Source organism: Achromobacter sp. 1L-A-4-B-C2 (assembly GCF_057291955.1).
Genome location: NZ_JBXAWP010000003.1, coordinates 481,580 through 505,050, shown reverse-complemented (window position 1 = coordinate 505,050; position 23,471 = coordinate 481,580). Strand labels below are relative to the sequence as shown.

Sequence of the window (23,471 nt, the reverse complement as noted above, 5' to 3'; positions counted from 1 at the left end):
CCAATGTATGAACCTCCAGCAATTTCGTTTTGTGCGTGAAACCATCCGGCGCGACTTCAACCTGACCGAGGCCGCCCGGATGCTCTATACCTCGCAGCCTGGAGTCTCCAAGGCCATCATCGAATTCGAAGACGAGCTGGGCATCAAGATCTTCGAACGGCATGGCAAGCGCATCAAGGGCCTGACCAAGCCGGGCCTGGCGGTGTCGCAGGTTATCGACCGCATCATGCGCGAAGTCGACAATCTGAAAAAAGTCAGCGACGAGTTCGCGCGCCGTGACGAAGGCGGGCTGGTCATTGCCTGCACCCACACGCAGGCGCGTTATCTGCTGCCGCGCGTAATTCCCGCGTTCCGCAAGCAGTTTCCCAAAGTGCACTTGTCCCTGGCAGAGGGCAGCCCGGCGCAGTTGGCCGAAATGGTCTTGCACGAACAAGCCGACCTGGCGCTGGCCACCGAGTCCCTGGCGTTGACGCCGGGCTTGGCCACGCTGCCTGTTTATGCCTGGGAGCACACCGTTGTCGTGCGGCCGGATCACCCCTTGGCCGAGCTGACATCCAGCGCCGCCAAACGCCTGTCGCTGGCGCAGCTGGCCGAACACCCCATCGTCACGTATGACCGCGCGTTTACCGGCCGCAGCACGATAGACGAAGTGTTTGCCAACCAGGGCATCCACCCCGACATCGTGCTGGAAGCCATCGATGCCGACGTGATCAAGACCTATGTGGACGTGGGCTTGGGCATCGGCATCATTGCCGGCGTGGCGTACGACCCCCGGCGCGATTCCAACTTGGTCGGGCTGCCGGTGGGCCATTTGTTCGGCACGCACACGACGCGGGTGGGGGTGAAGTCCGGCGTGTTCCTGCGCGACTACGTCTACACGTTCCTGGAAATGCTGGCGCCGTCGCTGACGCGCGCGGTCGTGACCGAAGCAGTGCAGGGCGCGCCTAAATAGACCTTAGTTCGCACCAACAAAAAAGCGCGGCGTCTTCTGGACGGCGCGCTTTTTTTTGCGCGCAACATCCGCCAAGCGCGGGCCCCGAGCGGCCGGAGAGCCGCGAGTTCCCTGAGCTTGAACAAATCTGGCTATCCCTTCCAGCTAGTTCATATAAATAATTAAATAAGAACCGATCTCATTTGAATTGACTAAAAAATAGGAATCATTATCATTACATCCAGGCTCAACGACCAGTGAGGTTCATCATGACGGCAGGACTCAGTGCAGTAGTGGTTGGCGCGGATCGTCTGGGAAATATCCCGGATCTGCTTAAAGGACACAACATCTCGATCACGCATCACATCAGCGGCCGAGACCCCTCGCACCAGAAGAAAACGCTACAACTGCCGTCGGGCACGCAACTGGTTATTTTGCTGACCGACTTCCTGGGTCACAACGTCATGAAGACGTTCCGCAACGCCGCGCAGCGCGGTGGCATCCGGGTCGTGGCTTGTCGCCGTTCGGTATGCAGCATGCAGCAGGCCCTGCAACAATGCGGCCTGTGCCCGCGAGCGGGTACGGTGCACTGAACCACCGCAATGCCATTCATCGCTGGACCAAAAAATACTGGGGAGGCCGACACGGCCTGCGGCCTTCATGCCGCGAAAGAGCAATGAACACCAAGCACTGAAGCACGCATAATGAAAAACGCCGCCAGACAGAAGTCTGGCGGCGTTTTCTTTTTGGGGGATGGCGCCTGGGTGGCGTTTTGTGTGACGATGCCCGAGGCGGAAAATCAGGGATTAATCTTGCGCTCAGTTCGCGGCGCGGGCAGAGGCCATCAGGCTGTTGTCCAGGCGGCGGGCGCCGTTGTAGCGCTTGGTCCAGTAGGCCATGGTCATGCTTTCCACACGCACCACGCCACCGGCGCTGGGCGAGTGCACGAAGCGGTCATCGCCCAGGTAGATGCCCACGTGCGAGTAACGGCGGCCCATCGTGTTGAAGAAGACCAGATCGCCGGCTTTCAGTTCGTTTTTGTCGACCGAGACGCCTTGCTGGGCGATTTCTGCGGCGTTGCGGGGCAGCTTCAGGCCCAGCGAACGTTCTGCCGAATAGGCAACCAGGCCGCTGCAATCAAAACCGGTGTCGGGGGAACTGCCGCCGAAGCGGTAGCGGATGCCCAGGTAGTTAAGGGCTTCGCTGACCATGGCGTTGTCGCCGTTGACACCTGAATGGATGCCTTTGCCGGCTTGCTGGCGGTCGCGCTTGAACTTTTGCGTTACCAAGAGGCCGATGGGGTCATCGGCGGTGGCAACCCATTCCATTTCGTACGGATCAATCTCGGACGTATGGGCGGTTGACTTTTGCCCGGTACCTGCACAACCTGCCAGGGTCGCTACACAAGCCATCAACGCGAGCGTACGCAGACCGCGCTTTGCCTGGCCAGTGGATGAATTTAATCGCGCGATTATGGAGTGTCGATGCATTCGCCTGGGGATGACCTGCTTTTTGACAGCAAAAGCCACGGGATTAGCCGTGGATCGGGCCGAAATGTCAGCAGAATCAACAATTATCTACAACTTCGCGGGGATTCTACCAAACTTTCATTACCAATCATTGCCGAATCGGTAATGGTTCCATGCCGCGTGGACATTTGGCAGAACTTTTTGACTTGTGGCAAGCCTCGTGCAAGGTTTGCCTACCAGAATGACCGAATGATTCGCTAAGAAATCAATCAGCCTTAAGGCGTACGAACAATACCAGGAGACACAAATGCAAAAAACCCGGGATTTCCATTACAGATCATTGCATGACCGCGATGCGTTCTGGCGCGAGGAGGCCGGGCGTGTGCATTGGGATACGCCCTTTGAGTCTGTACTGGATTTTTCGCGCCCGCCATTCGCCAAGTGGTTCGTGGGCGGCACGACCAATCTTTGCTACAACGCCGTCGACCGGTGGCTGCCCACGCAGGGCGACAAGCCCGCGCTGATCTGGGTGTCCACCGAGGTCGACCAAGAACGTGTCTATACCCGGCAGGAGGTCTACGAAGAGGTCAACGCGGCCGCCGCCATGCTCGTGGAGCTGGGTGTTGCGCGCGGCGACCGCGTGTTGCTGTACATGCCCATGGTGCCCGAGGCGGTGTTCACCATGCTGGCCTGCGCGCGGATCGGCGCGGTGCATTCGGTGGTGTTCGGGGGCTTTGCGTCGGTCAACCTGGCGCAGCGCATCGACGATGCGGCGCCCAAGGTGGTGGTCTGCACGGATGGCGGCTCGCGCGGCGGCAAGGTGGTGCCCTACAAGCCCTTGCTGGACAAGGCGCTGAGCCTGGCGAAATCCCCGCCTGCCTCGGTCGTGGTGTTTGACCGGGGCTTGTCGCCCTTCGAACCCGTGGCCGGGCGCGACCATGACTACGCCACGCTGCGCGAACGCCACCGCGGCGCCCGGGTGCCGGTGCAATGGCTGGAGTCGTCCGAACCCAGCTACATCCTCTATACGTCGGGCACCACCGGCAAGCCCAAGGGCGTGCAGCGCGACACCGGCGGCTATGCCGTGGCGCTGGCCTCGTCCATGGAATATCTGTTCAACGGCCGCGCGGGCGACACCTTTTTCTGCACCAGCGACATCGGCTGGGTGGTCGGGCATTCCTATATTGTGTACGGCCCCCTTATCGGCGGGCAGACCACGCTGCTGTACGAAGGCACGCCGGTGCGCCCCGACGGCGCCATTCTGTGGCAGTTGGTGGAACGCTTTGGGGTCAACACGCTGTTCTCGGCGCCTACCGCCGTGCGGGTGCTCAAGCGCCAGGACCCCGCGCTGCTCCAGCGCCATGACCTGTCCACCCTGCGTGCGGTGTACCTGGCCGGTGAGCCGCTGGACGAGCCCACTGCCACCTGGATATCGCAAGGCCTGGGCAAGCCCATCATCGACAACTACTGGCAGACCGAGTCCGGCTGGCCGATTCTTTCCGCGCAGCCGGGCGTGGAGAACGTGCCGACCCGATTCGGCAGCCCATCTTTTCCCGTCTACGGTTTTGACGCGCGCATCGTCAGCGAGGCCACGGGCGAAGACCTGGGACCGGACGAAAAGGGCGTGGTGGCCATCGTGCCGCCACTGCCGCCCGGCGCCATGTCCACCATCTGGGGCGACGATGCGCGTTTCGTGCAGACGTATTTCACGTCGATTCCGGGGCGGCAGGTGTATTCCACCTTTGATTGGGGGCGCGTGGACGCCGATGGCTATTGGTTCATCCTGGGCCGCACGGACGACGTGATCAACGTGGCGGGGCACCGTTTGGGCACGCGCGAGATCGAAGAATCCGTCAACAGCCACAGCGCCATCGCCGAATGCGCGGTGGTGGGCGTGGCCGATCCGTTGAAGGGGCAGGTGGCCATGGCGTTCGCGGTCTTGAAGAATCCCGACATGGCCGGCACGCCCGCCGGGGCAAAGCAGCTGGAAGGCGATATCATGCGCCTGGTGGAAGATCAGCTGGGCGCCGTCGCAAGGCCCGCCCGGATCCGATTCGTGGGCGCATTGCCCAAGACCCGGTCCGGCAAGGTGTTGCGCCGCGCGATCGTCGCCGTGTGCGAAGGACGCGAGCCCGGAGACCTGACGACCATTGAAGACCCATCCGCCCTGGAACAGATCAAGGAGTCGCTGCAATGAATACCAAACCCGTGCTGAGCGCCGAAGACGTCAAGAAGATCCTCGCCGCGGCCGAAGCACACGCCGTGCAGAACAAGTGGGCCGTGACCATCTCGGTGGTCGATGACGGTGGCCACCTGCTTGGCATGCTGCGCCTGGACGACGCGGCCCCGATCTCGGCGCACATCGCGCCGGCCAAGGCCAAGACCGCTGCGCTGGGCCGCCGCGAGTCGCGCATCTACGAAGAAATGATCAACAACGGCCGCGTGTCGTTCCTGTCGGCCCCGTTGATCGAAGGCATGCTGGAAGGCGGCGTGCCGGTCACCGTCAATGGCCATGTGGTCGGCGCGGTCGGCGTGTCGGGCGTGAAGTCGACCGAAGACGTGCTGATCGCCCAAGCAGGCATTGCCGCGCTGGGCCTGTGAGCCAGACGCAATTGCCGGAACCGCCCACGGGCGGTTCCACGCCGGACGCCGGAGCAGGGCGCGATAGCGCCTTGAATCCCGGCGTGGCCAAGCGCGAGGTCTGGGCCTGGGCCATGTACGACTTCGCCAATTCCGGCTACACCACCGTCATTCTCACGGCGGTGTTCAGCACCTATTTTGTTGGCGTGGTCGGCGGCAAGGCGCCGTGGGCCACGCTGGCCTGGACCGCGGCGCTGTCGCTGTCCTATTTGCTCATCATGTTGACGATGCCCACGCTGGGCGCGCGCGCCGACGCCGGCGGCAGCAAGCGTCGGCTGCTGTATACCAGCACCATCGGCTGCGTGGCCGCCACGCTGGTCTTGACGCAAGCCGGCCCCGGCGATGTATGGCTGGCGCTGGCGGCCATCGTGGTGTCCAACTATTGCTACTGCGTGGGTGAATCCGTGGTGGCGGCATTCCTGCCCGAACTGGCCCGGCCAGCCGCGCTGGGCCGCGTGTCGGGATGGGGCTGGAGCTTCGGCTATTGCGGCGGGATGCTTACCCTGGGCCTGTCGCTGCTGGTTGTGACCTCGGCCGAAGCCGACGGCATGACCGCCGAACATTTCGTGCCCTGGGTCATCGTTGTGACCTGTGCGGTATTCGCGCTGGCGGCGCTGCCGTCCTTCCTGTTGCTGAAAGAGCGCGCACGGCCCAAGGCCGTCAAGCCGCAAGCGCTGCACATGCTGCGCCGCCTGGCCTACGCGTGGCGCGACACGGGCCAGCACTTTCCCGAATTCCGTCGCCTGCTGATGTGCATCGCCTGCTATCAGGCGGGCATTTCGGTAGTCATCACGCTGGCCGCCGTGTATGCATCCGAAGTCATGGGCTTCACGACGCCGCAAATCATGCTGCTGGTGTTCACCGTGAACATCGGCGCGGCGGTAGGCGCGTTTTCGTTCGGCTATGTGCAAGACCGCATCGGCCACAAGCCGGCGCTGGCCATTACCCTGGGCGGCTGGATCGTGATGGTGCTGGTGGCTTATTCGGCCGTGACCGCGCCCGTGTTCTGGGTGGCCGCCACGCTGGCCGGGTTGTGCATGGGCACCACCCAAAGCGCGGGCCGCGCCATGACGGGCGCGCTTGCCCCCGCTGGTCGCCTGGCCGAGTTCTATTCGCTTTGGACCTTTGCCGTGCAGATGGCCGCCGTGATCGGGCCGCTGACCTACGGCGTGGTCACCTGGGCCACCGATGGCAATCATCGTCTGGCCATCCTGGTGACTGGGCTGTTCTTCGTGGGTGGCCTCGCCCTGTTGTCGCGCGTGGACATGAAACGCGGCTTGGCGCGCAGCCCCGCCGCCTGAATTTGCCGGGCCGCCGGCCTGCCAGGGCGCCGCCGGGCTGCTATCCTTATGCACTGCCTTCAAGGCATCGCGCGTGATGCGCGATGCCTTGCGTTGATTGCCGGCATGTTGGCCTGATGGCCGATGCCGCCGGGTTGCAGCGGTACTGCGGGATACGGCATTGCGGGCTCTGGCCCGCATTTTGCGTAAGGTGCCCGTAAGAGCGTGGCGATACGGTGGTGGGTAGATAAAGAAACTGTCCCTGCGCCGCACTTCCTTTGTGAAGCCCGCGGTGCGGCGGCCAAGGCGAAAACAGCGGCATCAACAACAAAATCACCGTTTGGAGACAAGATCATGTCGAAAGCAATTGAGTCCGTCCTGGTAGAAACCCGCGTGTTCCCGCCGCCCGAGCGCGCGGCCAACGGAGCGGCGATTCCCAGCATGGACGCCTACAACGCGCTGTGCGCCCAGGTTGAAAACGACTTCGACGGTTTCTGGGCCGGTCAGGCCCGGGACAATCTGCAATGGACCAAGCCGTTCACGCAAGTGCTGGACGAATCCGACGCGCCGTTCTACCGCTGGTTCGGCGACGGTGAACTGAACGTATCGGCCAACTGCCTGGACGTGCACCTGACCAACGGCAACGCCGACAAGACCGCCATCATCTTCGAAGGCGATGACGGCACGGTCAACAAGGTCACCTACCGCGAACTGCTGGCGCGCGTGTGCCGCTTTGCCAATGGGCTGACCGGCCTGGGCTACAAGAAAGGCGACCGCGCCATCATCTACATGCCCATGTCGATTGAAGCCGTGGTGGCGATGCAAGCCTGCGCGCGCCTGGGCGTGACGCACTCGGTGGTGTTCGGCGGCTTTTCCGCCAAGAGCCTGCAGGAACGCATCGTGGACGTGGGCGCATCGCTGGTCATCACCGCCGACGAACAGGTGCGCGGCGGCAAGACCATTCCACTGAAACCGGCCGTGGAAGACGCCATTGCCATGGGCGGCTGCGAAGCCGTGTCCAAGGTGATCGTGTATCGCCGCACCGGCGGCAAAGTCCAATGGAACGAGGCGCGCGACCTCTGGATGCACGATGTCGAGGCCAACCAGCCCGACACCTGCGAGCCCGTGCCGGTCAACGCCGAACACCCGCTGTTCATCCTGTACACGTCCGGTTCCACTGGCAAGCCCAAGGGCGTGCAGCACTCGTCGGCCGGTTACCTGCTGTGGGCGCTGCTGACGGTGAAGTGGACCTTTGACGCCCGTAAAGACGACGTCTACTGGTGCACCGCCGACGTGGGCTGGGTTACCGGCCACACCTACATTACCTACGGCCCGCTGGCCGCCGGGCTGACGCAGGTGGTGTTCGAAGGCGTGCCCACCTATCCCAACGCCGGCCGCTTCTGGGACATGATCGCGCGCCACAAGGTCACCACGTTCTACACGGCGCCCACCGCGATCCGTTCGCTGATCAAGGCCGCCGAAGCCACGCCGGAGGCGCATCCCAAAAACTACGACCTGGACAGCCTGCGCATCATCGGCACGGTCGGTGAACCCATCAACCCCGAAGCGTGGATGTGGTATCACAAGCACATCGGCCGCGAACGCTGCCCCATCGTGGACACGTGGTGGCAGACGGAAACCGGCGGCCACATGATCACGCCGCTGCCGGGCGCCACGCCCACCAAGCCCGGTTCGTGCACGCTGCCGCTGCCCGGTATCGCTGCCGCCATCGTGGATGAAACCGGTGGCGATGTCGAAAAGGGCAATGGCGGTTTCCTGGTCATCAAGCGCCCGTGGCCCGCCATGATCCGCAACATCTGGGGCGACCCCGAGCGCTTCAAGAAAAGCTACTTCCCGTCCGAACTGCGCGGGTACTACCTGGCCGGCGACGGCGCCCAGCGCGATGCGGACGGCTATTTCTGGATCATGGGCCGCATCGACGACGTGCTGAACGTGTCGGGCCACCGCCTGGGCACGATGGAAGTCGAATCGGCGCTGGTGGCGCACGAACTGGTGGCCGAAGCCGCCGTGGTGGGCCGCCCGGATGACACCACGGGCGAAGCCGTGGTGGCCTTCGTGGTGCTCAAGCAGGCGCGCCCCGAAGGCGAACAGGCGCAAGCCATCGCCAAGCAGCTGCGCGACTGGGTCGCCAAGGAAATCGGCCCGATCGCCAAGCCCAAGGACATTCGCTTTGGCGACAACCTGCCCAAGACCCGCTCGGGCAAGATCATGCGCCGCCTGCTGCGCGTAGTGGCCAAGGGCGAGGAAGTCACGCAGGACGTCTCCACGCTTGAAAACCCCGCCATTCTGGAACAGTTGGCCAAACCGCTGTAAGCACGATCGGCCATCAGCGGCCGATCGACGTCCTAGCGACAGGAGCATAATGTCAGACGCCCGCACCGGTAAGCGCCGGTCCGGGCGTCTTTTCTTTTATTCCCCTCACAAGACGGAGCCATGGACGTGAGCCGCAGCAGTTTCGATCGCGCAGGGCTGGCCCTGATGTTCAGCACCATCGTGGTCTGGGCAGGCAGTTGGATAGCGATGAAACTGATCGTGCCCTACATCGGCCCGTTCGACTTCGTGGCGTTGCGATACGTCGTGGGCGCCTTGGTGCTGTTCGCGCTGGCCATCGCCACGCGCCGGCCACTGGGCATGCCGCCCTGGAAGCTGACCTTGCTGATCGGCTTGACGCAGACGGCCGGATTCCAGGGCTTCGTGCAGACGGCGCTGGTGTCGGGCGGCGTGGGCAAGGTATCGCTGATGGCCTACACCATGCCGTTCTGGGTGGTGCTGTTTGCGTGGTGGCTGCTGGGCGAACGCCCATCGGCCAAGCATGGCGTGGGCATCGGCCTGGCGGCGATCGGCCTGATCTGTTTCGTGGAGCCCTGGAATGGCCTGGGCGATATCCGGCCCGTGCTGTTGGGCCTGGGCAGCGGCCTGTGCTGGGGCGTGGGCACGGTGCTGTCCAAGCGCATGTTCGAACGGCACGCGCCTGACGTCATGACGTTCACGGCCTGGCAGATGTTGTTTGGCGGGCTGGTCATGGTGCCCGTGGCGTATCTCGTGCCGCAGATCAGCGCGCAGTGGGGCTGGCAGTTGTGGGCGGGCATGACCTACATCGTCTTGATTGCCACGGCCGCCGGCTGGCTGCTGTGGTTGCAAGTGGTGCGCCGCGTGCCCGCATCCATCGCCGGCCTGTCCAGCCTGGGCGTGCCTGTTGTGGCCATGTTGCTGGCGTGGGCCATCCTGTCCGAACGGCCGTCGCTGGGCGAGCTGGGCGGCATGGTCCTGATCCTGGCCGGCATCTTCGTGGTCAGCCGCGCGGCGCCCGCCGCCCGCGCCGCGTGATCCGCGGGCTTTTCGATTTCCCTTCCCGACCTCCTTTTTCCCTCTCAAGGATTCCCCATGATCGATCTGCGTAGCGACACTGTCACACGACCGACGCCCGCCATGTTGCAGGCCATGGTTTCCGCCCCGTTGGGCGATGACGTGATGGGCGACGACCCCACCGTGATCCAGTTGCAGGCTGCCGTGGCCGAGCGCGCCGGCAAGGCGGCCGGCCTGTTCTTTCCGTCGGGTACGCAAAGCAACCTGGCCGCGCTGATGGCGCATTGCGATCGTGGCGACGAATACCTGGTGGGCCAGTTGGCGCACACCTACAAGTACGAAGGCGGCGGCGCGGCCGTGTTGGGCAGCATCCAGCCTCAGCCCATCGAGCATGCCGAAGATGGTTCCTTGCCGCTGGAAAAGCTGGCGGCCGCCGTCAAGCCCCAGGGCGATCCGCACTTTGCGCGCACGCGTTTGCTGGCGCTGGAAAACACGTTTCACGGCAAGCTGATTCCCGCCGGCTACATCCAGGCCGCCACCGACTGGGCGCGCAAAGAAGGCTTGGCCACGCACCTGGACGGGGCGCGTGTGTTCAACGCAGCGGTGGCCAGTGGCAAGCCGCTGGCCGACATGTGCCAGCCCTTCGACTCGGTTTCCATTTGTTTTTCAAAAGGCCTGGGCGCGCCCGTGGGCTCGGTGCTGGTCGGCAGCGCGGAACTGATCGGTCGCGCACACCGCTGGCGCAAGATGCTGGGCGGCGGCTTGCGCCAGTCCGGCGTGCTGGCCGCGGCCTGCCTGTATGCGCTGGATCATCATGTGACGCGCCTGGCAGAAGACCACGAGAATGCCCGCGCCTTGGCCGAAGGCCTGCGCGGCATTGCCGGCGTCAAGGTGTTGAGCCAGGACACCAACATGCTGTTCGTGGAATTCCAGCCGTCCCGTTGCGATGCGCTGACCGAAGCGCTGGGCAAGGAAGGCATCCTGATGCGCGCGGTGTACGGTGGGCCGACGCGCCTGGTCACGCACCTGGACGTGTCGGCCGACGACGTCCAGCGCGTGGTGCAGGCGGTGGCGCGCCACCTGGCCTGAAGCGGCTGATAGCGGCCCAGAGGGCGGCGGGCAGCGTCAGGCGCCGGCGCGCAGTACGTCCGCCAGCACCGAGAACAGCTCGTCGATCTGGTTGCGTTCGATGATGAGCGGGGGCGACAGCAGCATCGTGTCGCCCGCCGACCGGGTCAGGCAGCCGCGTTCCAGGCAGGCGTTGTGCACGGCATAGGCGCGCTGCCCCGGCTGACCCTCCAGCGGCGCCAGTTCAATGGCGGCCAGCAGGCCGATGTTGCGGATGTCCACCACATGCGGCAGCCCCTTCAGGCTGTGCGCGGCGTCTTCCCAGTAACGCGCCAGTTCCTGGCTGCGTTGGAACAAGCCCTCGCGACGGCAGATGTCCAGCGTTGCCAAGCCCGCCGCGCAGGCCACGGGGTGGCCCGAATACGTGTATCCGTGCGCGAGCTCGATGGCGCTTTCCGGCCCTTGCATGAAGGCGTCGTACACGTGTTGCTGCACCAGCGTTGCGCCCATGGGAATCGCCCCGTTGGTCAGGCCCTTGGCGCTGGTGATGATGTCGGGCTTGACGCCGAAATAGGGCGACGCGAACGCGCCGTCGATGCGTCCGAATGCGCAGATCACCTCATCGAAGATCAGCAGGATGCCGTGCGCATCGCAGATCTCGCGCAGCCGTTGCAGATAGCCGCGCGGCGGCACGATCACGCCGGTGGAACCGGCCACCGGTTCAACGATGACGGCCGCGATGGTCGAGGCGTCGTGCAGCGCCACAATGCGCTCCAGCGTGTCGGCCAGGTGCGCGCCCCAATCCGGCTGACCGCGCGTGTACGCCATCTGCTGGCGGTCATAGGTGTGGGGCAGGTGGTCCACATAGGGCAGCAGATTGCCAAAGGGTTTGCGATGCCCGCCGATGCCCGACACGGACAGGCCGCCGAACCCCACGCCGTGATACGAGCGTTCGCGCCCGATCAGCCGCACGCGCTGGCCTTGGCCGCGCGCCCGGTGATAGCCCAGCGCAATCTTCAGCGCGGTGTCCACCGCTTCCGATCCCGAATTGGAAAAAAACACATTGGAAAAGCCATCGGGCGCCTCGGCGCACAGCGCGTCCGCCAGTTCAAAGGCCAGGGGATGGCTCATCTGGAACGACGGTGCGTAATCCAGTTCATGCGCGGTTCGCGCGATGGCCTCCACGATTTCCGGGCGGCGATGGCCCGCGTTCACGCACCACAAGCCGGCGATGCCGTCCAGGACGCGGCGGCCGTCCGGCCGGATGTAGTGCATGCCTTCGGCGGCGGCAAACAGTACCGGGTTGCGCTTGACCCGCCGGTTGGCGGTAAACGGCATCCAATAGGCGTCGGTTTGAGAAAGGGCGGAGGGGGACGAGGACATGGGGACGATCCTGCTTCAAGGAGAGTTCAGGTTCGTCTATTTTGTATTAATACAGCTACAAATACAATACGGGTCGTCGCGCAGGCCCATCCGTGGCACATCATGCAGTCGCGCGCGAGCCCACCCTGGCCGAAGCGGGCGCAGGCGGAGGGATAAGCGGGTCAGGAGGCTTGGAGCGACGCTTTCAGGTGGCGGCGCATCAATTGCGACGCCCATTCCTGGTCGCCGGATTCCAGCGCGTCGATGATTTGCAGGTGTTCGTTGCTGGAATTGACGAAACGCGCGTCGCGATAGAACGCAGCGTGCTCTTCCAGCCGGCGCAGATGGTTTTGCTGCTGCACCGCTTGCAGGATGTAGCGGTTGCCCGAGAACCGCGCCAGCAGCTCGTGGAATGACGCATTCAGGCCAAAAAATTCAGTAGCCGAAATGTCGGCGTCGTCGCGCTGGATCAAGGCTTCATGCGCGGCCCGCATGCGTGCCAGCGCCGGTTTGTCCACGCGGAATGTGGGCTCCAGGAGCCCGGCGCATTCCACCGTCATGCGGAAACGATAGCTTTCGTTCAGCGCTTCGGCGCTTTCCAGCGACGGGGCAAATTGCCAGCCATGCCCCTTGCGCTTCTCGATCAGGCCATCCGCCGACAGTTGCAGCAAGGTCTTGGCCAGCACACTGCGCGGCGCGTCATAGCGCTGCAACAGATCACGTTCGGTAAAGGTCTCGGGCAGTTGGCGCGACGCGCGGTCATCGATCAACTGGCGCGTCAGCTCTTCCTGCGTGGGGCCGGCCCCTTCAATGGCCGGGGGCGCTGACGCCGCAGCATGGTCGGACACGGTATAGCCGCTGTTGGGCCGATGCGTGATCAAGCCTTGAGCGGCCAGCAGGCGCAGCGCGCCGCGTACTGGCGTGCGCGACACCTCGTAGGCGGCCGCCAGTGTTTCTTCCGACAGGTGTGCGCCGGGCTCGTGCCGCCGCGCCACGATGTCTTCGGCGATGTGTCGCGCCAGGTCGACTTGCAGCGGAGTGGGGCGGGCAGGAGCGGCGGGGGGCATGGCGCGTCAGAGGGGAAAAGGGCAGGCAAGGATCGTAGGGCAATGGTACCGGAGCGCCATCGCTTTTGAATCAGGCCCGGGCAAACCCTAATATTGAACTTTTTACTATATTAGTACAAAATTTGGCCGTCGATTCTGACCGTATCACCCAGGCCGCCGTTCGGCCCTATCCGGAGTTTTGCTAGCGTGACGATGCCTACCCCGTTTCCCCTGGTCGACGTCCAGGGCAGTCCTTATGAACGCGGCCGCCAGCATGGCTCGGCGGTGCCGGAACACGTGGCGCGCAGCGTGGCCTTGTATCGGGGCCAGCTGGAACGCCGTGGCGTGGACGCCGCCCGCCTGAAGGAACTGGCCGCTGCCATGGTGCCGGTGGTGGGCGACTACGACGCTGCCTACCTGGAAGAATTGCGCGGCATCGCCGATGGCGCCGGACAGTCGCTGGAAGACGTGGTGGTCATCAACTGCCGCACCGAAATGATGTTCGGCCATGCCGAACTGGGCCGGGCCCGCAAGGGGCTGGACGACGGCTGCACCGGCCTGGTCGTATTGCCCGAAGCCAGCGCCGAAGGCAAGTTGATGCACGCCCACAACTGGGACTGGCGCGAAGAATGCGTCGACACCGGCATCGTCGTGCGCATGCGCCGTGAAGACGGGCCCGACCTGTTGATGTTCACCGAGGCGGGCAGCCTGGCGCGCCACGGTTTCAACAGCGCGGGCGTATCGCTGTCCGGCAACTTCCTGTCATGCGAACAAGACTATCAACGGCCCGCGCAGGTGCCGCTGGTGCTGGTGCGCCGCAAGATGCTGGAAGCCACCAACATCTGCAACGCCATGAAAGTGCTGTGGGCGTCGCGCCGCTTCTGCTCCAACAACCTGATGCTGGCCCAGGCACAGGGCGAGGCCGTGGACCTGGAATGCGCGCCGGATGAAATCTTCTGGATCACGCCGCAGGACGGCCTGCTGGTGCATGCCAACCACTGGATCAGCCCGCCCGCGCGCGCCAAGCTGTTCGACAAGGGCCTGGCCGCCAACCCCGATTCCATCTATCGCCAGCGACGCGTTGAGGACCTGCTTGCGCGCCAGGGCGGCAAGGTCGGTTGGGATGCCGTCAAGCGCATCCTGGCCGATGAATTCGCCGCGCCCGACGGCGTGCTGCGTTCGCCCAAGCCGGCCAGCTTCGACAGCATTTCGGCCACCGTGGCCACCACGCTGATGGAGCCGGAAAGCGGCGTGATGTGGATTGCGCGCAAGCCCTATGAAGGCCGCAATTTTGCTGAATACCGGCTGTTCTAAGCCGCGCCAGGAGACCATTTCATGACGTCGAAAGTCTTGCGCGGCAAGCGCGCGCTAATGTTATCCGCTGCCCTGGCCGGCGCCTTGACGGGCCTGCCGGGGCTGAGCCAAACCCAAACCCAAACCCCCGCGTCGTCCCCGCTGCCCGAGATCCGCTACGCCGAAGGCTCGGGCACGCCCACGTCCGTGCCCGGCGGCCGCTCGCGCAACACGTCCACCGACAACGTGCTGGCTCACGTGGTCGAATCGCTGGTCGCGCTGCGCGCGGACATGAGCGTGGGCCCCATGCTGGCCGACAGCTGGACGCTGTCCGACGACAAGCGCAGCTATACCTTCAAGCTGCGCCAGGGCGTGACCTTCCACGATGGCTCGCCGATGACGTCAAGCGACGTCAAATGGACGTACGGCTACCTGACCGGCGCGCAATCCGAATACGCCTGCAAGAACCTTTACGACGGTAGCAAGGGCGCCAAGGTGGTGGACGTGCAAACGCCCGACCCCGCCACCGTGGTCTTCACGCTGGATGCGCCCTATGCCCTGTTCCTGGACCAGATGGCCAGCGTGCAATGCCCGATGCCGGTGCTCAGCCCGAAAAGCGTCGACGCCGACGGCAAGTGGATCAAGCCCGTCGGCACCGGCCCGTACGTACTGGCCGAATGGAAGAAAGAACAATACGTGCTGCTGACGCCGTATGCCGGCTATGTGCCGCGTAGCGAGACGGCCAGCGGCATGGCAGGCAAGAAAGTGGCATCGGCCAATGTGCGCTTTGTGGTGATTCCGGACGCCGCCGCGCAAAAGGCCGCGCTGATGGCCGGCCAGGTTGACGCCTACAACGCCGACGAAGACAACCTGCCGGCGAAAGACCCGCGGTGGTCCATCGTCACCGAGCAAGGGCTGGATACCGTCAACCTCTTGATGCAGACGCGCGCGCCGCTACTGTCCGACGTCAACATGCGCCGCGCCATCGCGCTGGCGCTGGATTTTCCCGCCATCGCCCGCGCGCTGAACAACGGTCAGGCGGCGTACAACCCGTCGCTGGTGCCCACGGCAAGCGTGTACTACTCCGAGGCCGACAAGGCGGGCTACGAAAAGAACCTGAACGAGGTCAAGCGCCTGTTGCAGGCCGCCAATTACCGAGGCGAAACGCTGAAGTTGCAGGCCAACAAGCGCTATCCCTACCTGTACCGCGTGGCAGTGGTCACCCAGCAGTTGCTGAACAAGGCCGGCATCAAGACCGAGCTGGACATGCTGGAATGGGGCACGCAGGTCACGAACTTTCGCGAAGGCAAGTTCCAGCTGATGGCCTTTGCGTATTCGGCGCGCACCGAGCCCGCGCTGATGTATCGCGACGTGATCGGCGACAAGTCCAGGACGCCCATGGCGCAATGGGAAAGCCCCGAGGCCGCGGCCCTGCTTGAAGGCATCGACGCCGAGTCCGACACGGCCACGCGCAAGCAGGCGTTCGACAAGCTGCACGCGCTGATGCTGCGCGATACGCCGCTGCTGATGTACTACAACAAGCCCGGCTACGTCGTCGTATCCAGCCAGCTTCACGGCTTTACCGGCTGGCCGCTGCGCAAGCCGCGTTTCTTCAACGTCACCAAGAACTGAGGCGCCGTGCTGGGCTATCTAACCAAGCGCATCGCGGCGGCGGTGCCCACGATCATCGTGGTGACAGTGCTGGTCTTCGGCATGATCCGCGCCATACCCGGCGACCCCGCGTCGCTGATGCTGGGCGACATCGACAACCCCGCGCTGCTGGCCGAAATGCGCCACGCCCTGGGCCTGGACCGCCCCGTGGGCGAGCAGTTCCTGATCTGGGTCGGCAATGCGCTGCATGGCGATCTGGGCATGTCCATCGCGCGCCGCGAGCCCGTCATGCACCTGGTCCTGACGCATTTCGCGGTGACGGCGCAGGTGGTGTTGACGGCAACGTTGCTGGCCTGCCTGGTGGCCATTCCCGCCGGCATGATTGCGGCGTGGCGGCAAAACCGGCGCGCGGATACGGCCATCGTTTCCACCTCGATATTGTTCGTGTCCATGCCCAGCTTCTGGGTCGGCATTCTGCTGATCTGGCTGTTTGGCGTGAAGCTGAACTGGCTGCCCGTGTATGGCTTTGAGTCGATGGCGCAAAGCGGCCTGGGCGCGTTGAAGTACTTGGTGCTGCCGGTATGCGCCATCGTGTTGACCGAGATTGCCGCGATCACGCGGATGATGCGCGCCAGCACCATCGAAACGTTGCGGCTGGAATACGTGGCGCACGCGCGCGCCAAGGGGCTGCCCGAAAAGCGCGTGATGCTGCGGCACGTGTTGCCCAATTCCTTCGGCCCCACGCTCACCGTCATCGGCCTGATGCTGGGCCATCTGTTGTCGGGCGCGGCGGTGATCGAAACCGTCTTCACCTTGCCCGGCATCGGCCGGCTGCTGGTGGAAAGCATCTATGCGCGGGACTACCCGGTGGTGCAGGGCTGCCTGCTGTTTATTGCGTTGTTGTACGTGGCGGTCAATCTGGTGGTGGATCTGCTGTATCCGCTGTTCGATCCGCGCGTGAAGCTTCAATAGGAACGTCATGACGGGTTTCAAACCGGGTTTCAAACATACCAATGCCGTGGTGGGCGGCGCGCTGGTGGCGGGCGTGGTGCTGCTGGCGCTGGTGGGGCTGGTGTACACGCCGCACGACCCGCTGGAAGGCGATCTGCTGGCGCGCTTTTCGCCGCCGTCGTCCGAATATTGGTTGGGCACCGACGAGTTTGGTCGCGACGTCTTGTCGCGCCTGATGGCGGGCGCGGGCGTCAGCGTGGCGGTCAGCGTGTTCTCGGTGCTGCTGGCCTTGGTGCTGGGCACGACCATCGGCGTGGCGGCGGGCTATGCGGGCGGTTGGGTGGATCGTGGCATCAGCGTGCTGGTCGATTCCATGATGGCGTTTCCCGGCTTGCTGCTGGCGCTGGGCATCATGACGGTGTTGGGCCCGTCCAAGTGGGGCGTGGTGCTGGCGCTGGGCCTGGCGTATTCGCCATCCGTCTCGCGCATTGCGCGCGGCGCGGCGCTGTCGCTGCGGCAGCGTGACTTCGTCATCGCCTCGCGCGCCACCGGGCATAGCGGCCTGTGGACGGTGTTCCGCCACGTGCTGCCCAACTGCGTGGCGCCGCTGCTGATCTTCGCAACGTCCATCTTCGGGTCGGCGCTGCTGGCGGAAAGCGCCTTGTCCTTTCTGGGGCTCGGCGTGCCGCCACCGTTGGCGACGTGGGGCGGCATGCTGTCCGAAAGCCGCAACGCCATGGACCAGGCGATCTGGCTGGCGCTGTTTCCGGGTGCGATGATTTCGCTAAGCCTGCTGGGCATCAACCTGCTGGGCGACGCCGTGCGCGACCGCCTGGATCCGCGCATGCGCGGGGTGACCGCATGAACGCACCTGACCATTCCCTGGCCGACACTGCGCCCTTGTTGTCGGTGCGCGATCTGGAAATCCGCTTTCCCGGCAAGCGCGATGCCGCACCGGTGGTAAACCGCGTGTCCTTTGACCTGAAGGCGGGTGAATCGCTGTCCATCGTGGGCGAATCCGGCAGCGGCAAGACGCTGATCGGCAAGGCGCTGTTGGGCCTGTTGCCGGATGCCGCGCGCATGACTAACGGGCAGGCATTGTTCGACGGCCGCGACGTGCTGCCGCAAAGTGCGCGCGACTGGCAAGCCACGCGCGGCACCGGTATCGGCATGGTGTTCCAGGAACCCATGGTGTCCCTGAACCCCGCGTTCCGCGTGGGCGAACAGCTGACAGAAGCCCTGGTCCTGCGCCGGGGCATGACGCGCAGCGCGGCCTGGGATGCGGCCGTTCAGATGCTGGAACGCGTGCGGGTGCGCGATGCGCGCGATTGCATGAAGCGGTATCCCCACGAGTTCTCGGGCGGCATGCGGCAGCGCATCCTGCTGGCCGGCGTCATGCTGCTCAAGCCGCGCCTGCTGATCGCCGATGAACCCACCACCGCGCTGGACTGCGTCGTGCAAAAAGAAGTCCTGGACCTGATGGTCGAGCTGACGCGCGAGCAAGGCACGGCGCTGATCTTCATCAGCCACAATCTGGCGCTGGTGGCCGCGTACACGCAGCGCGTGCTGGTGATGTGCCGGGGGCGCGCGGTGGAAACGGGGGAAGTATCGCAAGTGCTGTCGCGTCCGGCGGACCCGTACACCCTGAGCTTGCTGGACGCGCTGCCCAAGCGCGGCCCGGCGCGCGCGCCTGTGACGGGTGCGCCGATCTTGCAGGTGGATCAACTGGCCATCGACTACGCCGTACGCGGTGGCTGGCGCCGCAAGCGATTCGTGCGCGCGGTGCATCAGGCGAGCTTTCACGTGGCGCCCGGTGAAACGCTGGCCATCGTGGGCGAATCCGGCAGCGGCAAGACGACCGTCATGATGTCGATTCTGGGCCTGGTGCCGCAGGCGCAGGGGCGCATTGCGCTGGATGGGCAAGCATTGCCGCCGGGCGGCGAGGGCGGCATCTGGCGCACGGCGCGCCGCCGCATTCAGATGGTCTTCCAGGACCCGTACTCGTCGCTCGATCCGCGCATGACCATCGGCGCACTGGTGGGCGAGGGGCTGCGGCTGGAAGCGGGCATCACGCCGGATGCCCGGCAACAGCGCGTGGACCAGGCGTTGCGCGATGTGGGCTTGGGCGACGGCTATGCCGAGCGCTATGCGCATGAACTGTCGGGCGGGCAACGCCAGCGCGTCGCCATTGCGCGGGCGCTGGTGATGCGGCCGGAAGTGATCATCGCGGACGAACCCGTGTCGGCGCTGGACGTGACCGTGCAGAAGCAGGTTCTGGAAACGCTGATGTCCTTGCAGCGTTCCTATGGCTTTGCGTGTCTGTTGATTTCCCATGACCTGGGCGTGGTCGAGCAGATCGCCGACCGCGTGGTCGTCATGCTGCGCGGGCATATCGTCGAAGAGGGATCGCGCGACGAGGTGTTCGACCATCCGACGCATCCGTACACGCGCCGGCTGTTGCAGGCCGTGCCCGAATTGCGCGGCAATGCGGCAGACGGATTCCGTGTGCAAGTGCGCGAGTTGCCCGCCGGCACGCGCCGCGCCGATGCGGACTACTTTGATCCGTCCCGCAGCGCGGACGAGGCCGCGCCTGCCATGACGCCGGTGGCCGCATCCGGCGCCACGCATCGCGTTGCGCTGGCAGCCGGCGTGGCGTTGGCCGAAACGGTAGCCGCCTGACGCGTCAGCCGTGCCGGCTGCGGCTGTCGGCGGGCGCTTCGTCGCGCGCGTTCATGCCGTAGTCGCGCAGCACCTGCGCGACGCGCAGCCGATAGTTCTGGAACACGCCGCCGCGTCCCGCTTCCTGGGCGCGGCGATGCGACTCCAGCGAGCGCCAGCGCTTGACGGCGTCTTCATCGCGCCAGAACGACAGGGACAGCAGCTTGCCCGGCGTGCTCAGGCTTTGAAAGCGTTCCACCGAGATGAAGCCGTCGATGGCCTTGAGCTCGTCGATCAAACCGGCGGCAATGTGCAGATAGGGATCGGGGTTGCCATTGGCGGGTTCGACTTCGAATATCACGGCGATCATGGTGCGGGTTCCTTTGAAAATGCAAACTGCGGCACGCGTGCGTTGGGCAGCGGCCGATACCGGAAACGGGATGCCAGGGCGGCCGCGTCGACGCCTGCGTGCAGCAAATGGAGCAGCGCGCCCGATAGGAAATCCGGCTGCCAGTATCCGCCGCCCGGGCATGCAACGATTCGATGCCGGCCGAACTATGCCTGCGGCGTGTCCGGTACGCGGGCGCCCGCTACGCGCAGCACCGCCGCGTAGCCCTGGCGTGAGTCCGGCCATTGCATCGTGAAGCCGCTGGCGCGCAGCCGCGCGTTGCTGAGCTTCTTGCTGCCCACATTGGCGGGGGCAGGGGCGATACGTGGCGCGGGCGCGCCTATCATGGCAGCGAGATCGGCGTAAAGCGTGTGCAGTGGCAGCGGGGTGTCGTCGCACCCGATATAAACCGGTTCAACCTTGGGCAACAGCGCCAGATGCAGCACGGCGGCGGCCGCGTCGTCGATATGGATCCGGTTGGCCCAATGTTCGGGCCGCGTCGGCGCGCCCGCCGCGCCGCTGCGCAGGCGCTCGATCAATTGCAGCCGGCCAGGCCCGTACAGCCCGGCCAGCCGCAGCGCGGTAGACGACAGGCCGCGCGCGGCTAGCGCGGCTTCTGCTTCAAGCAGAATCTTGCCGTTGAAGCCTTGCGGCGCGGGCGGCGTGTCTTCGGTGACCCAGTCGCCATGGTGTTCGCCATACACGGCGCTGGATGACACGAACACCACGCGCTTGAGCCGCGACGTGTCCAACAGGTTCAGCACGTTCTGCAAGCCGTCGATGAAGACGCCGCGATACAAGGCCGGGTCGCGCCCACCGGGGGCGGGCAGGTGAATCAGCCGTGTCACGCCTGATGGCAACGCGGGCAGGGAATCCGCGCGGGTAATGTCGCCTTGCAGCCATTGGATGCCGCTGTCGTCGTCGGGCGGTTGGCGGCGCAGCGCGTGCACGTGGTCGCCGCGCGCCAGGAAACGCCGGGCCACGCGCTGGCCAAGGTCACCGCAGCCAATGAGCAATACGCGTTCAGTCATGATGTGCCACCTGAAAAAAAAGGCACCCAAGAGGTGCCTTGTTGCTGGGGATGTGCCCGGCCAGGATTACATACCGCTATACACCGGCCCTTCGCCGCCTTGCGGGGCCACCCAGACGATGTTCTGCGTGGGGTCCTTGATGTCGCAGGTTTTGCAGTGCACGCAGTTCTGCGCGTTGATCTGCAACCGGTCCTCGCCGTGATCGTCCTTGATGAACTCGTACACGCCGGCCGGGCAGTAGCGCGATTCCGGGCCGCCGTACTTGGCCAGGTTCACCTGCACCGGCACTGACGGGTCTTTCAAGGTCAGGTGGACGGGCTCGTTTTCTTCATGGTTGGTGTTCGAAATGAACACCGAGCTGAGCTTGTCGAACGTCAGCTTGCCGTCGGGCTTGGGGTAGTCGATGCGCGCGCATTCCGACGCCGGTTGCAGACAGGCATGGTCGGGCTTGTTGTGGCGCAAGGTCCAGGGCATCTTGCCCTTGAGCAGCAACTGCTCGACCCCGGTCATCACGGTGGCCACCGTGCGGCCCTTCTTGAACCACTGCTTGAAGTTGCGTGCCTTGTTCAATTCGGTGTGCAGCCAGGACGCTTCGAAGGCCTGCGGATACGCGGCCAGTTCGTCTTGGCGGCGGTCGGCCAGCAAGGCGTCGAACGCGGCTTCGGCGGCCATCTTGCCCGACTTGATGGCGGCGTGGCTGCCCTTGATGCGCGAGGCGTTCAGGAAACCGGCTTCGCAACCCACCAGCACGCCACCCGGGAAGGTCAGCTTGGGCAGCGACATCAAGCCGCCCGCCGTGATGGCGCGCGCGCCGTATGCGATGCGCTTGCCGCCTTCGAACGTGCCGCGTATGGCGGGGTGCGTCTTGTAGCGTTGGAATTCTTCGAACGGCGACAGCCAGGGGTTGGCGTAGTCCAGGCCGACAATCATGCCGACGGCCACCAGGTTGTTGTCCAGGTGGTACAGGAACGAACCGCCGTAGGTGTCGGAATCCAGCGGCCAGCCGGCGGTGTGGATAACCAGGCCGGGCTTGGATTGCGCCGGGTCCACTTCCCACATTTCCTTGATGCCGATGCCGTAGGACTGCGGGTTGCGCCCGTCGTCCAGCTTGAAGCGTTCGATCAGCTGGCGGCCCAGCTGGCCGCGCGAGCCTTCGCCGAACACGGTGTAGCGGGCATGCAGTTCCATGCCGGGCTGGTAGTGGTCGGTGTGCGAGCCGTCGCGGGCCACGCCCATGTCGCCGGTGGCCACGCCACGGACGGCGCCGTTTTCGTCGTACAGCACTTCAACCGCGGCAAAGCCCGGGAAGATGTCCACGCCCAGCGCTTCGGCTTGCTCGCCCATCCACTTGACGACGTCGCCCAGACGGACGATGTAGTTGCCTTCGTTGTGGAAACAGGGCGGCAGCAGCCAGTTCGGCGTGGTGCGCGCGCCGGTCTGGGACAGGAACATGAACTTGTCCTGCGTGACCGGCACGTTCAGCGGCGCGCCTTTTTCTTTCCAGTCGGGAATCAGCTCGGTCAGCGCCAACGGGTCCATGACGGCGCCGGACAGGATGTGCGCACCCAGCTCCGCGCCCTTCTCAAGCACGCATACGCCGATTTCCTGATTCTTTTCAGCGGCCAGCTGCTTTAGACGGATTGCGGTGGCCAGGCCGGCGGGTCCACCGCCAACCACGACCACGTCATATTCCATCGACTCGCGTTCAGACATTTGCAAAGCTCCCCGTATGTATTCCATATTTGGCTGGAAGTAATATCGGCGATTGTATTGCAGGCGGAGGCCGTGTATGCCTTCGTATTTCTTTTAGTCTTCAGGAGTAATTGGTGAACCCGGACAATCTGTCTGCGCGGATTCTGGCGGTGGGCGATACCCATCAGACCGAATTGCCTTTGCGTTGGGGCGACTCTGACGCCTTGAATCATCTGAACAACACGCTGTATTTCCGCCTCATGGAAGAGGCTCGCATGCAGATCCTGTACGACGCGGGCTTTGCGTTGCCCGCCGATAATGGCGCGATCCTGGCCCACGCCTCGTGCGATTTCCTGCGTCCGCTGACCTACCCGGCTACGGTCCGGGTCACGCACAAAGTCACGCGCATTGGCCGCTCAAGCGCCGAATTCGAGCTGCTGCTTGAGAAGGTCGGCGACGACGCCGGCCCCTATGCGCGCGGTCGCAACGTGCTAGTCTGGATGGATTACGTGGCCAATACGTCCGCACCGTGGCCGCCCGAAGTGCTGGCCCAAATGGCGACGCAATTCCAGGCGGCGGCGTCAGAATAACGGCGCTAAAACGCCCGTCATGCCGTTAAAATCAAGCGCAAAATCACGAAAAATAAAGGGGCGCGCCACCCTCGGCGCCGCAACCCAGAGACATCGGACAGTGTCTTGATGCCATCTGGGGCCGACGCCGGCAG

At 64.6% G+C, this 23,471-nt stretch carries 20 protein-coding genes; 14 read left to right on the top strand and 6 right to left on the bottom strand.

The genetic code is table 11. The features are described 5' to 3' along the window. Positions 1-7 precede the first annotated feature (7 nt). On the top strand, positions 8-952 hold the full coding sequence (locus AC0Z35_RS15775) for a CysB family HTH-type transcriptional regulator (protein ID WP_006218069.1): 945 nt from the start codon (positions 8-10) through the stop codon (positions 950-952). 248 nt (positions 953-1,200) lie between these two features. Beyond that, positions 1,201-1,524 carry a DUF2325 domain-containing protein gene (locus AC0Z35_RS15770; RefSeq protein ID WP_035212827.1) on the top strand — a complete coding sequence of 108 codons (324 nt, stop codon included), beginning with the start codon at positions 1,201-1,203 and terminating at the stop codon, positions 1,522-1,524. 225 nt (positions 1,525-1,749) lie between these two features. Here the strand turns inward: AC0Z35_RS15770 and AC0Z35_RS15765 are convergent, their stop codons facing one another. After that, on the bottom strand, positions 1,750-2,421 hold the full coding sequence (locus tag AC0Z35_RS15765) for a C40 family peptidase (protein WP_046802620.1): 672 nt from the start codon (positions 2,419-2,421) through the stop codon (positions 1,750-1,752). A gap of 247 nt (positions 2,422-2,668) precedes the next feature. On the opposite strand from AC0Z35_RS15765, the gene AC0Z35_RS15760 reads away from it, so the two are divergent. From AC0Z35_RS15760 to ltaE, 6 genes are all read left to right on the top strand, one after another. Next, complete coding sequence (locus AC0Z35_RS15760) at positions 2,669-4,597, top strand: propionate--CoA ligase (protein ID WP_485132497.1); 1,929 nt, start codon at positions 2,669-2,671, stop codon at positions 4,595-4,597. Continuing rightward, positions 4,594-5,001: a heme-binding protein gene (locus tag AC0Z35_RS15755; protein WP_006218075.1), complete on the top strand. Its 408-nt coding sequence runs from the start codon at positions 4,594-4,596 to the stop codon at positions 4,999-5,001. The genes AC0Z35_RS15760 and AC0Z35_RS15755 overlap by 4 nt, the downstream gene beginning before the upstream one ends. After that, positions 4,998-6,341, top strand: coding sequence for an MFS transporter (locus tag AC0Z35_RS15750; RefSeq protein ID WP_485132333.1), 1,344 nt, complete (start codon positions 4,998-5,000; stop codon positions 6,339-6,341). Before AC0Z35_RS15755 ends, AC0Z35_RS15750 begins: the two co-directional genes overlap by 4 nt. Positions 6,342-6,674: 333 nt before the next feature. Then, complete coding sequence (gene acs / locus AC0Z35_RS15745; protein WP_104143045.1) at positions 6,675-8,654, top strand: acetate--CoA ligase; 1,980 nt, start codon at positions 6,675-6,677, stop codon at positions 8,652-8,654. 126 nt (positions 8,655-8,780) lie between these two features. Continuing rightward, positions 8,781-9,668 (top strand): DMT family transporter, encoded by an 888-nt coding sequence (locus AC0Z35_RS15740; protein ID WP_143215205.1) that lies wholly within the window; start codon positions 8,781-8,783, stop codon positions 9,666-9,668. A gap of 57 nt (positions 9,669-9,725) precedes the next feature. Continuing rightward, positions 9,726-10,736 (top strand): low-specificity L-threonine aldolase, encoded by a 1,011-nt coding sequence (gene ltaE / locus AC0Z35_RS15735; protein ID WP_314361171.1) that lies wholly within the window; start codon positions 9,726-9,728, stop codon positions 10,734-10,736. 36 nt (positions 10,737-10,772) lie between these two features. On the opposite strand, the gene aptA is transcribed toward ltaE, so the two are convergent. Next, the gene (gene aptA, locus AC0Z35_RS15730; protein WP_485132334.1) at positions 10,773-12,098 is read right to left on the bottom strand and encodes an omega-aminotransferase AptA; all 1,326 of its coding nucleotides are present in this window, start codon (positions 12,096-12,098) and stop codon (positions 10,773-10,775) included. A gap of 161 nt (positions 12,099-12,259) precedes the next feature. Further along, positions 12,260-13,144: a GntR family transcriptional regulator gene (locus tag AC0Z35_RS15725; RefSeq protein ID WP_046802625.1), complete on the bottom strand. Its 885-nt coding sequence runs from the start codon at positions 13,142-13,144 to the stop codon at positions 12,260-12,262. Positions 13,145-13,336: 192 nt separating this feature from the next. Here AC0Z35_RS15725 and AC0Z35_RS15720 point away from each other — a divergent pair, with 192 nt between their 5' ends. From AC0Z35_RS15720 to AC0Z35_RS15700, 5 genes are read left to right on the top strand one after another with little or no spacing between them, the layout of a single operon-like run. After that, positions 13,337-14,437 carry a C45 family peptidase gene (locus AC0Z35_RS15720; RefSeq protein ID WP_319304169.1) on the top strand — a complete coding sequence of 367 codons (1,101 nt, stop codon included), beginning with the start codon at positions 13,337-13,339 and terminating at the stop codon, positions 14,435-14,437. A 21-nt stretch (positions 14,438-14,458) separates the two neighbouring features. Then, complete coding sequence (locus AC0Z35_RS15715; protein WP_485132335.1) at positions 14,459-16,048, top strand: ABC transporter substrate-binding protein; 1,590 nt, start codon at positions 14,459-14,461, stop codon at positions 16,046-16,048. Between the two features lie 6 nt (positions 16,049-16,054). Continuing rightward, positions 16,055-16,999 (top strand): ABC transporter permease, encoded by a 945-nt coding sequence (locus AC0Z35_RS15710; protein ID WP_046802627.1) that lies wholly within the window; start codon positions 16,055-16,057, stop codon positions 16,997-16,999. Between the two features lie 7 nt (positions 17,000-17,006). Further along, positions 17,007-17,843: an ABC transporter permease gene (locus tag AC0Z35_RS15705; RefSeq protein ID WP_104143054.1), complete on the top strand. Its 837-nt coding sequence runs from the start codon at positions 17,007-17,009 to the stop codon at positions 17,841-17,843. Further along, entirely contained in the window at positions 17,840-19,657 is a 1,818-nt protein-coding gene (locus AC0Z35_RS15700) for a dipeptide ABC transporter ATP-binding protein (protein ID WP_485132336.1), read from the top strand. The genes AC0Z35_RS15705 and AC0Z35_RS15700 overlap by 4 nt, the downstream gene beginning before the upstream one ends. Before the next feature lie 4 nt (positions 19,658-19,661). On the opposite strand, the gene AC0Z35_RS15695 is transcribed toward AC0Z35_RS15700, so the two are convergent. The 3 genes from AC0Z35_RS15695 to AC0Z35_RS15685 all read right to left on the bottom strand — a co-directional run bounded on the left by AC0Z35_RS15695 (position 19,662) and on the right by AC0Z35_RS15685 (position 22,768). Then, the gene (locus AC0Z35_RS15695) at positions 19,662-20,006 is read right to left on the bottom strand and encodes an antibiotic biosynthesis monooxygenase family protein (protein WP_120154316.1); all 345 of its coding nucleotides are present in this window, start codon (positions 20,004-20,006) and stop codon (positions 19,662-19,664) included. A 185-nt stretch (positions 20,007-20,191) separates the two neighbouring features. Next, positions 20,192-21,055, bottom strand: coding sequence for an NAD-dependent epimerase/dehydratase family protein (locus tag AC0Z35_RS15690; protein WP_485132337.1), 864 nt, complete (start codon positions 21,053-21,055; stop codon positions 20,192-20,194). A gap of 66 nt (positions 21,056-21,121) precedes the next feature. Further along, positions 21,122-22,768 (bottom strand): electron transfer flavoprotein-ubiquinone oxidoreductase, encoded by a 1,647-nt coding sequence (locus AC0Z35_RS15685; protein ID WP_046802632.1) that lies wholly within the window; start codon positions 22,766-22,768, stop codon positions 21,122-21,124. A gap of 113 nt (positions 22,769-22,881) precedes the next feature. Here AC0Z35_RS15685 and AC0Z35_RS15680 point away from each other — a divergent pair, with 113 nt between their 5' ends. Then, on the top strand, positions 22,882-23,337 hold the full coding sequence (locus tag AC0Z35_RS15680) for an acyl-CoA thioesterase (protein WP_046802862.1): 456 nt from the start codon (positions 22,882-22,884) through the stop codon (positions 23,335-23,337). The last annotated feature ends 134 nt before the right edge of the window (positions 23,338-23,471 follow it).

What these genes read in the sequence shown, in the direction of transcription:
- AC0Z35_RS15775 (WP_006218069.1), top strand. Translation starts at nt 8, where the DNA reads ATGAACCTCCAGCAATTTCGTTTTGTGCGTGAAACCATCCGGCGCGAC.
- AC0Z35_RS15770 (WP_035212827.1), top strand. Translation starts at nt 1,201, where the DNA reads ATGACGGCAGGACTCAGTGCAGTAGTGGTTGGCGCGGATCGTCTGGGA.
- AC0Z35_RS15765 (WP_046802620.1), bottom strand. Translation starts at nt 2,421, where the DNA reads ATGCATCGACACTCCATAATCGCGCGATTAAATTCATCCACTGGCCAG.
- AC0Z35_RS15755 (WP_006218075.1), top strand. Translation starts at nt 4,594, where the DNA reads ATGAATACCAAACCCGTGCTGAGCGCCGAAGACGTCAAGAAGATCCTC.
- acs (WP_104143045.1), top strand. Translation starts at nt 6,675, where the DNA reads ATGTCGAAAGCAATTGAGTCCGTCCTGGTAGAAACCCGCGTGTTCCCG.
- ltaE (WP_314361171.1), top strand. Translation starts at nt 9,726, where the DNA reads ATGATCGATCTGCGTAGCGACACTGTCACACGACCGACGCCCGCCATG.
- aptA (WP_485132334.1), bottom strand. Translation starts at nt 12,098, where the DNA reads ATGTCCTCGTCCCCCTCCGCCCTTTCTCAAACCGACGCCTATTGGATG.
- AC0Z35_RS15725 (WP_046802625.1), bottom strand. Translation starts at nt 13,144, where the DNA reads ATGCCCCCCGCCGCTCCTGCCCGCCCCACTCCGCTGCAAGTCGACCTG.
- AC0Z35_RS15720 (WP_319304169.1), top strand. Translation starts at nt 13,337, where the DNA reads ATGCCTACCCCGTTTCCCCTGGTCGACGTCCAGGGCAGTCCTTATGAA.
- AC0Z35_RS15715 (WP_485132335.1), top strand. Translation starts at nt 14,459, where the DNA reads ATGACGTCGAAAGTCTTGCGCGGCAAGCGCGCGCTAATGTTATCCGCT.
- AC0Z35_RS15705 (WP_104143054.1), top strand. Translation starts at nt 17,007, where the DNA reads ATGACGGGTTTCAAACCGGGTTTCAAACATACCAATGCCGTGGTGGGC.
- AC0Z35_RS15700 (WP_485132336.1), top strand. Translation starts at nt 17,840, where the DNA reads ATGAACGCACCTGACCATTCCCTGGCCGACACTGCGCCCTTGTTGTCG.
- AC0Z35_RS15695 (WP_120154316.1), bottom strand. Translation starts at nt 20,006, where the DNA reads ATGATCGCCGTGATATTCGAAGTCGAACCCGCCAATGGCAACCCCGAT.
- AC0Z35_RS15690 (WP_485132337.1), bottom strand. Translation starts at nt 21,055, where the DNA reads ATGACTGAACGCGTATTGCTCATTGGCTGCGGTGACCTTGGCCAGCGC.
- AC0Z35_RS15685 (WP_046802632.1), bottom strand. Translation starts at nt 22,768, where the DNA reads ATGTCTGAACGCGAGTCGATGGAATATGACGTGGTCGTGGTTGGCGGT.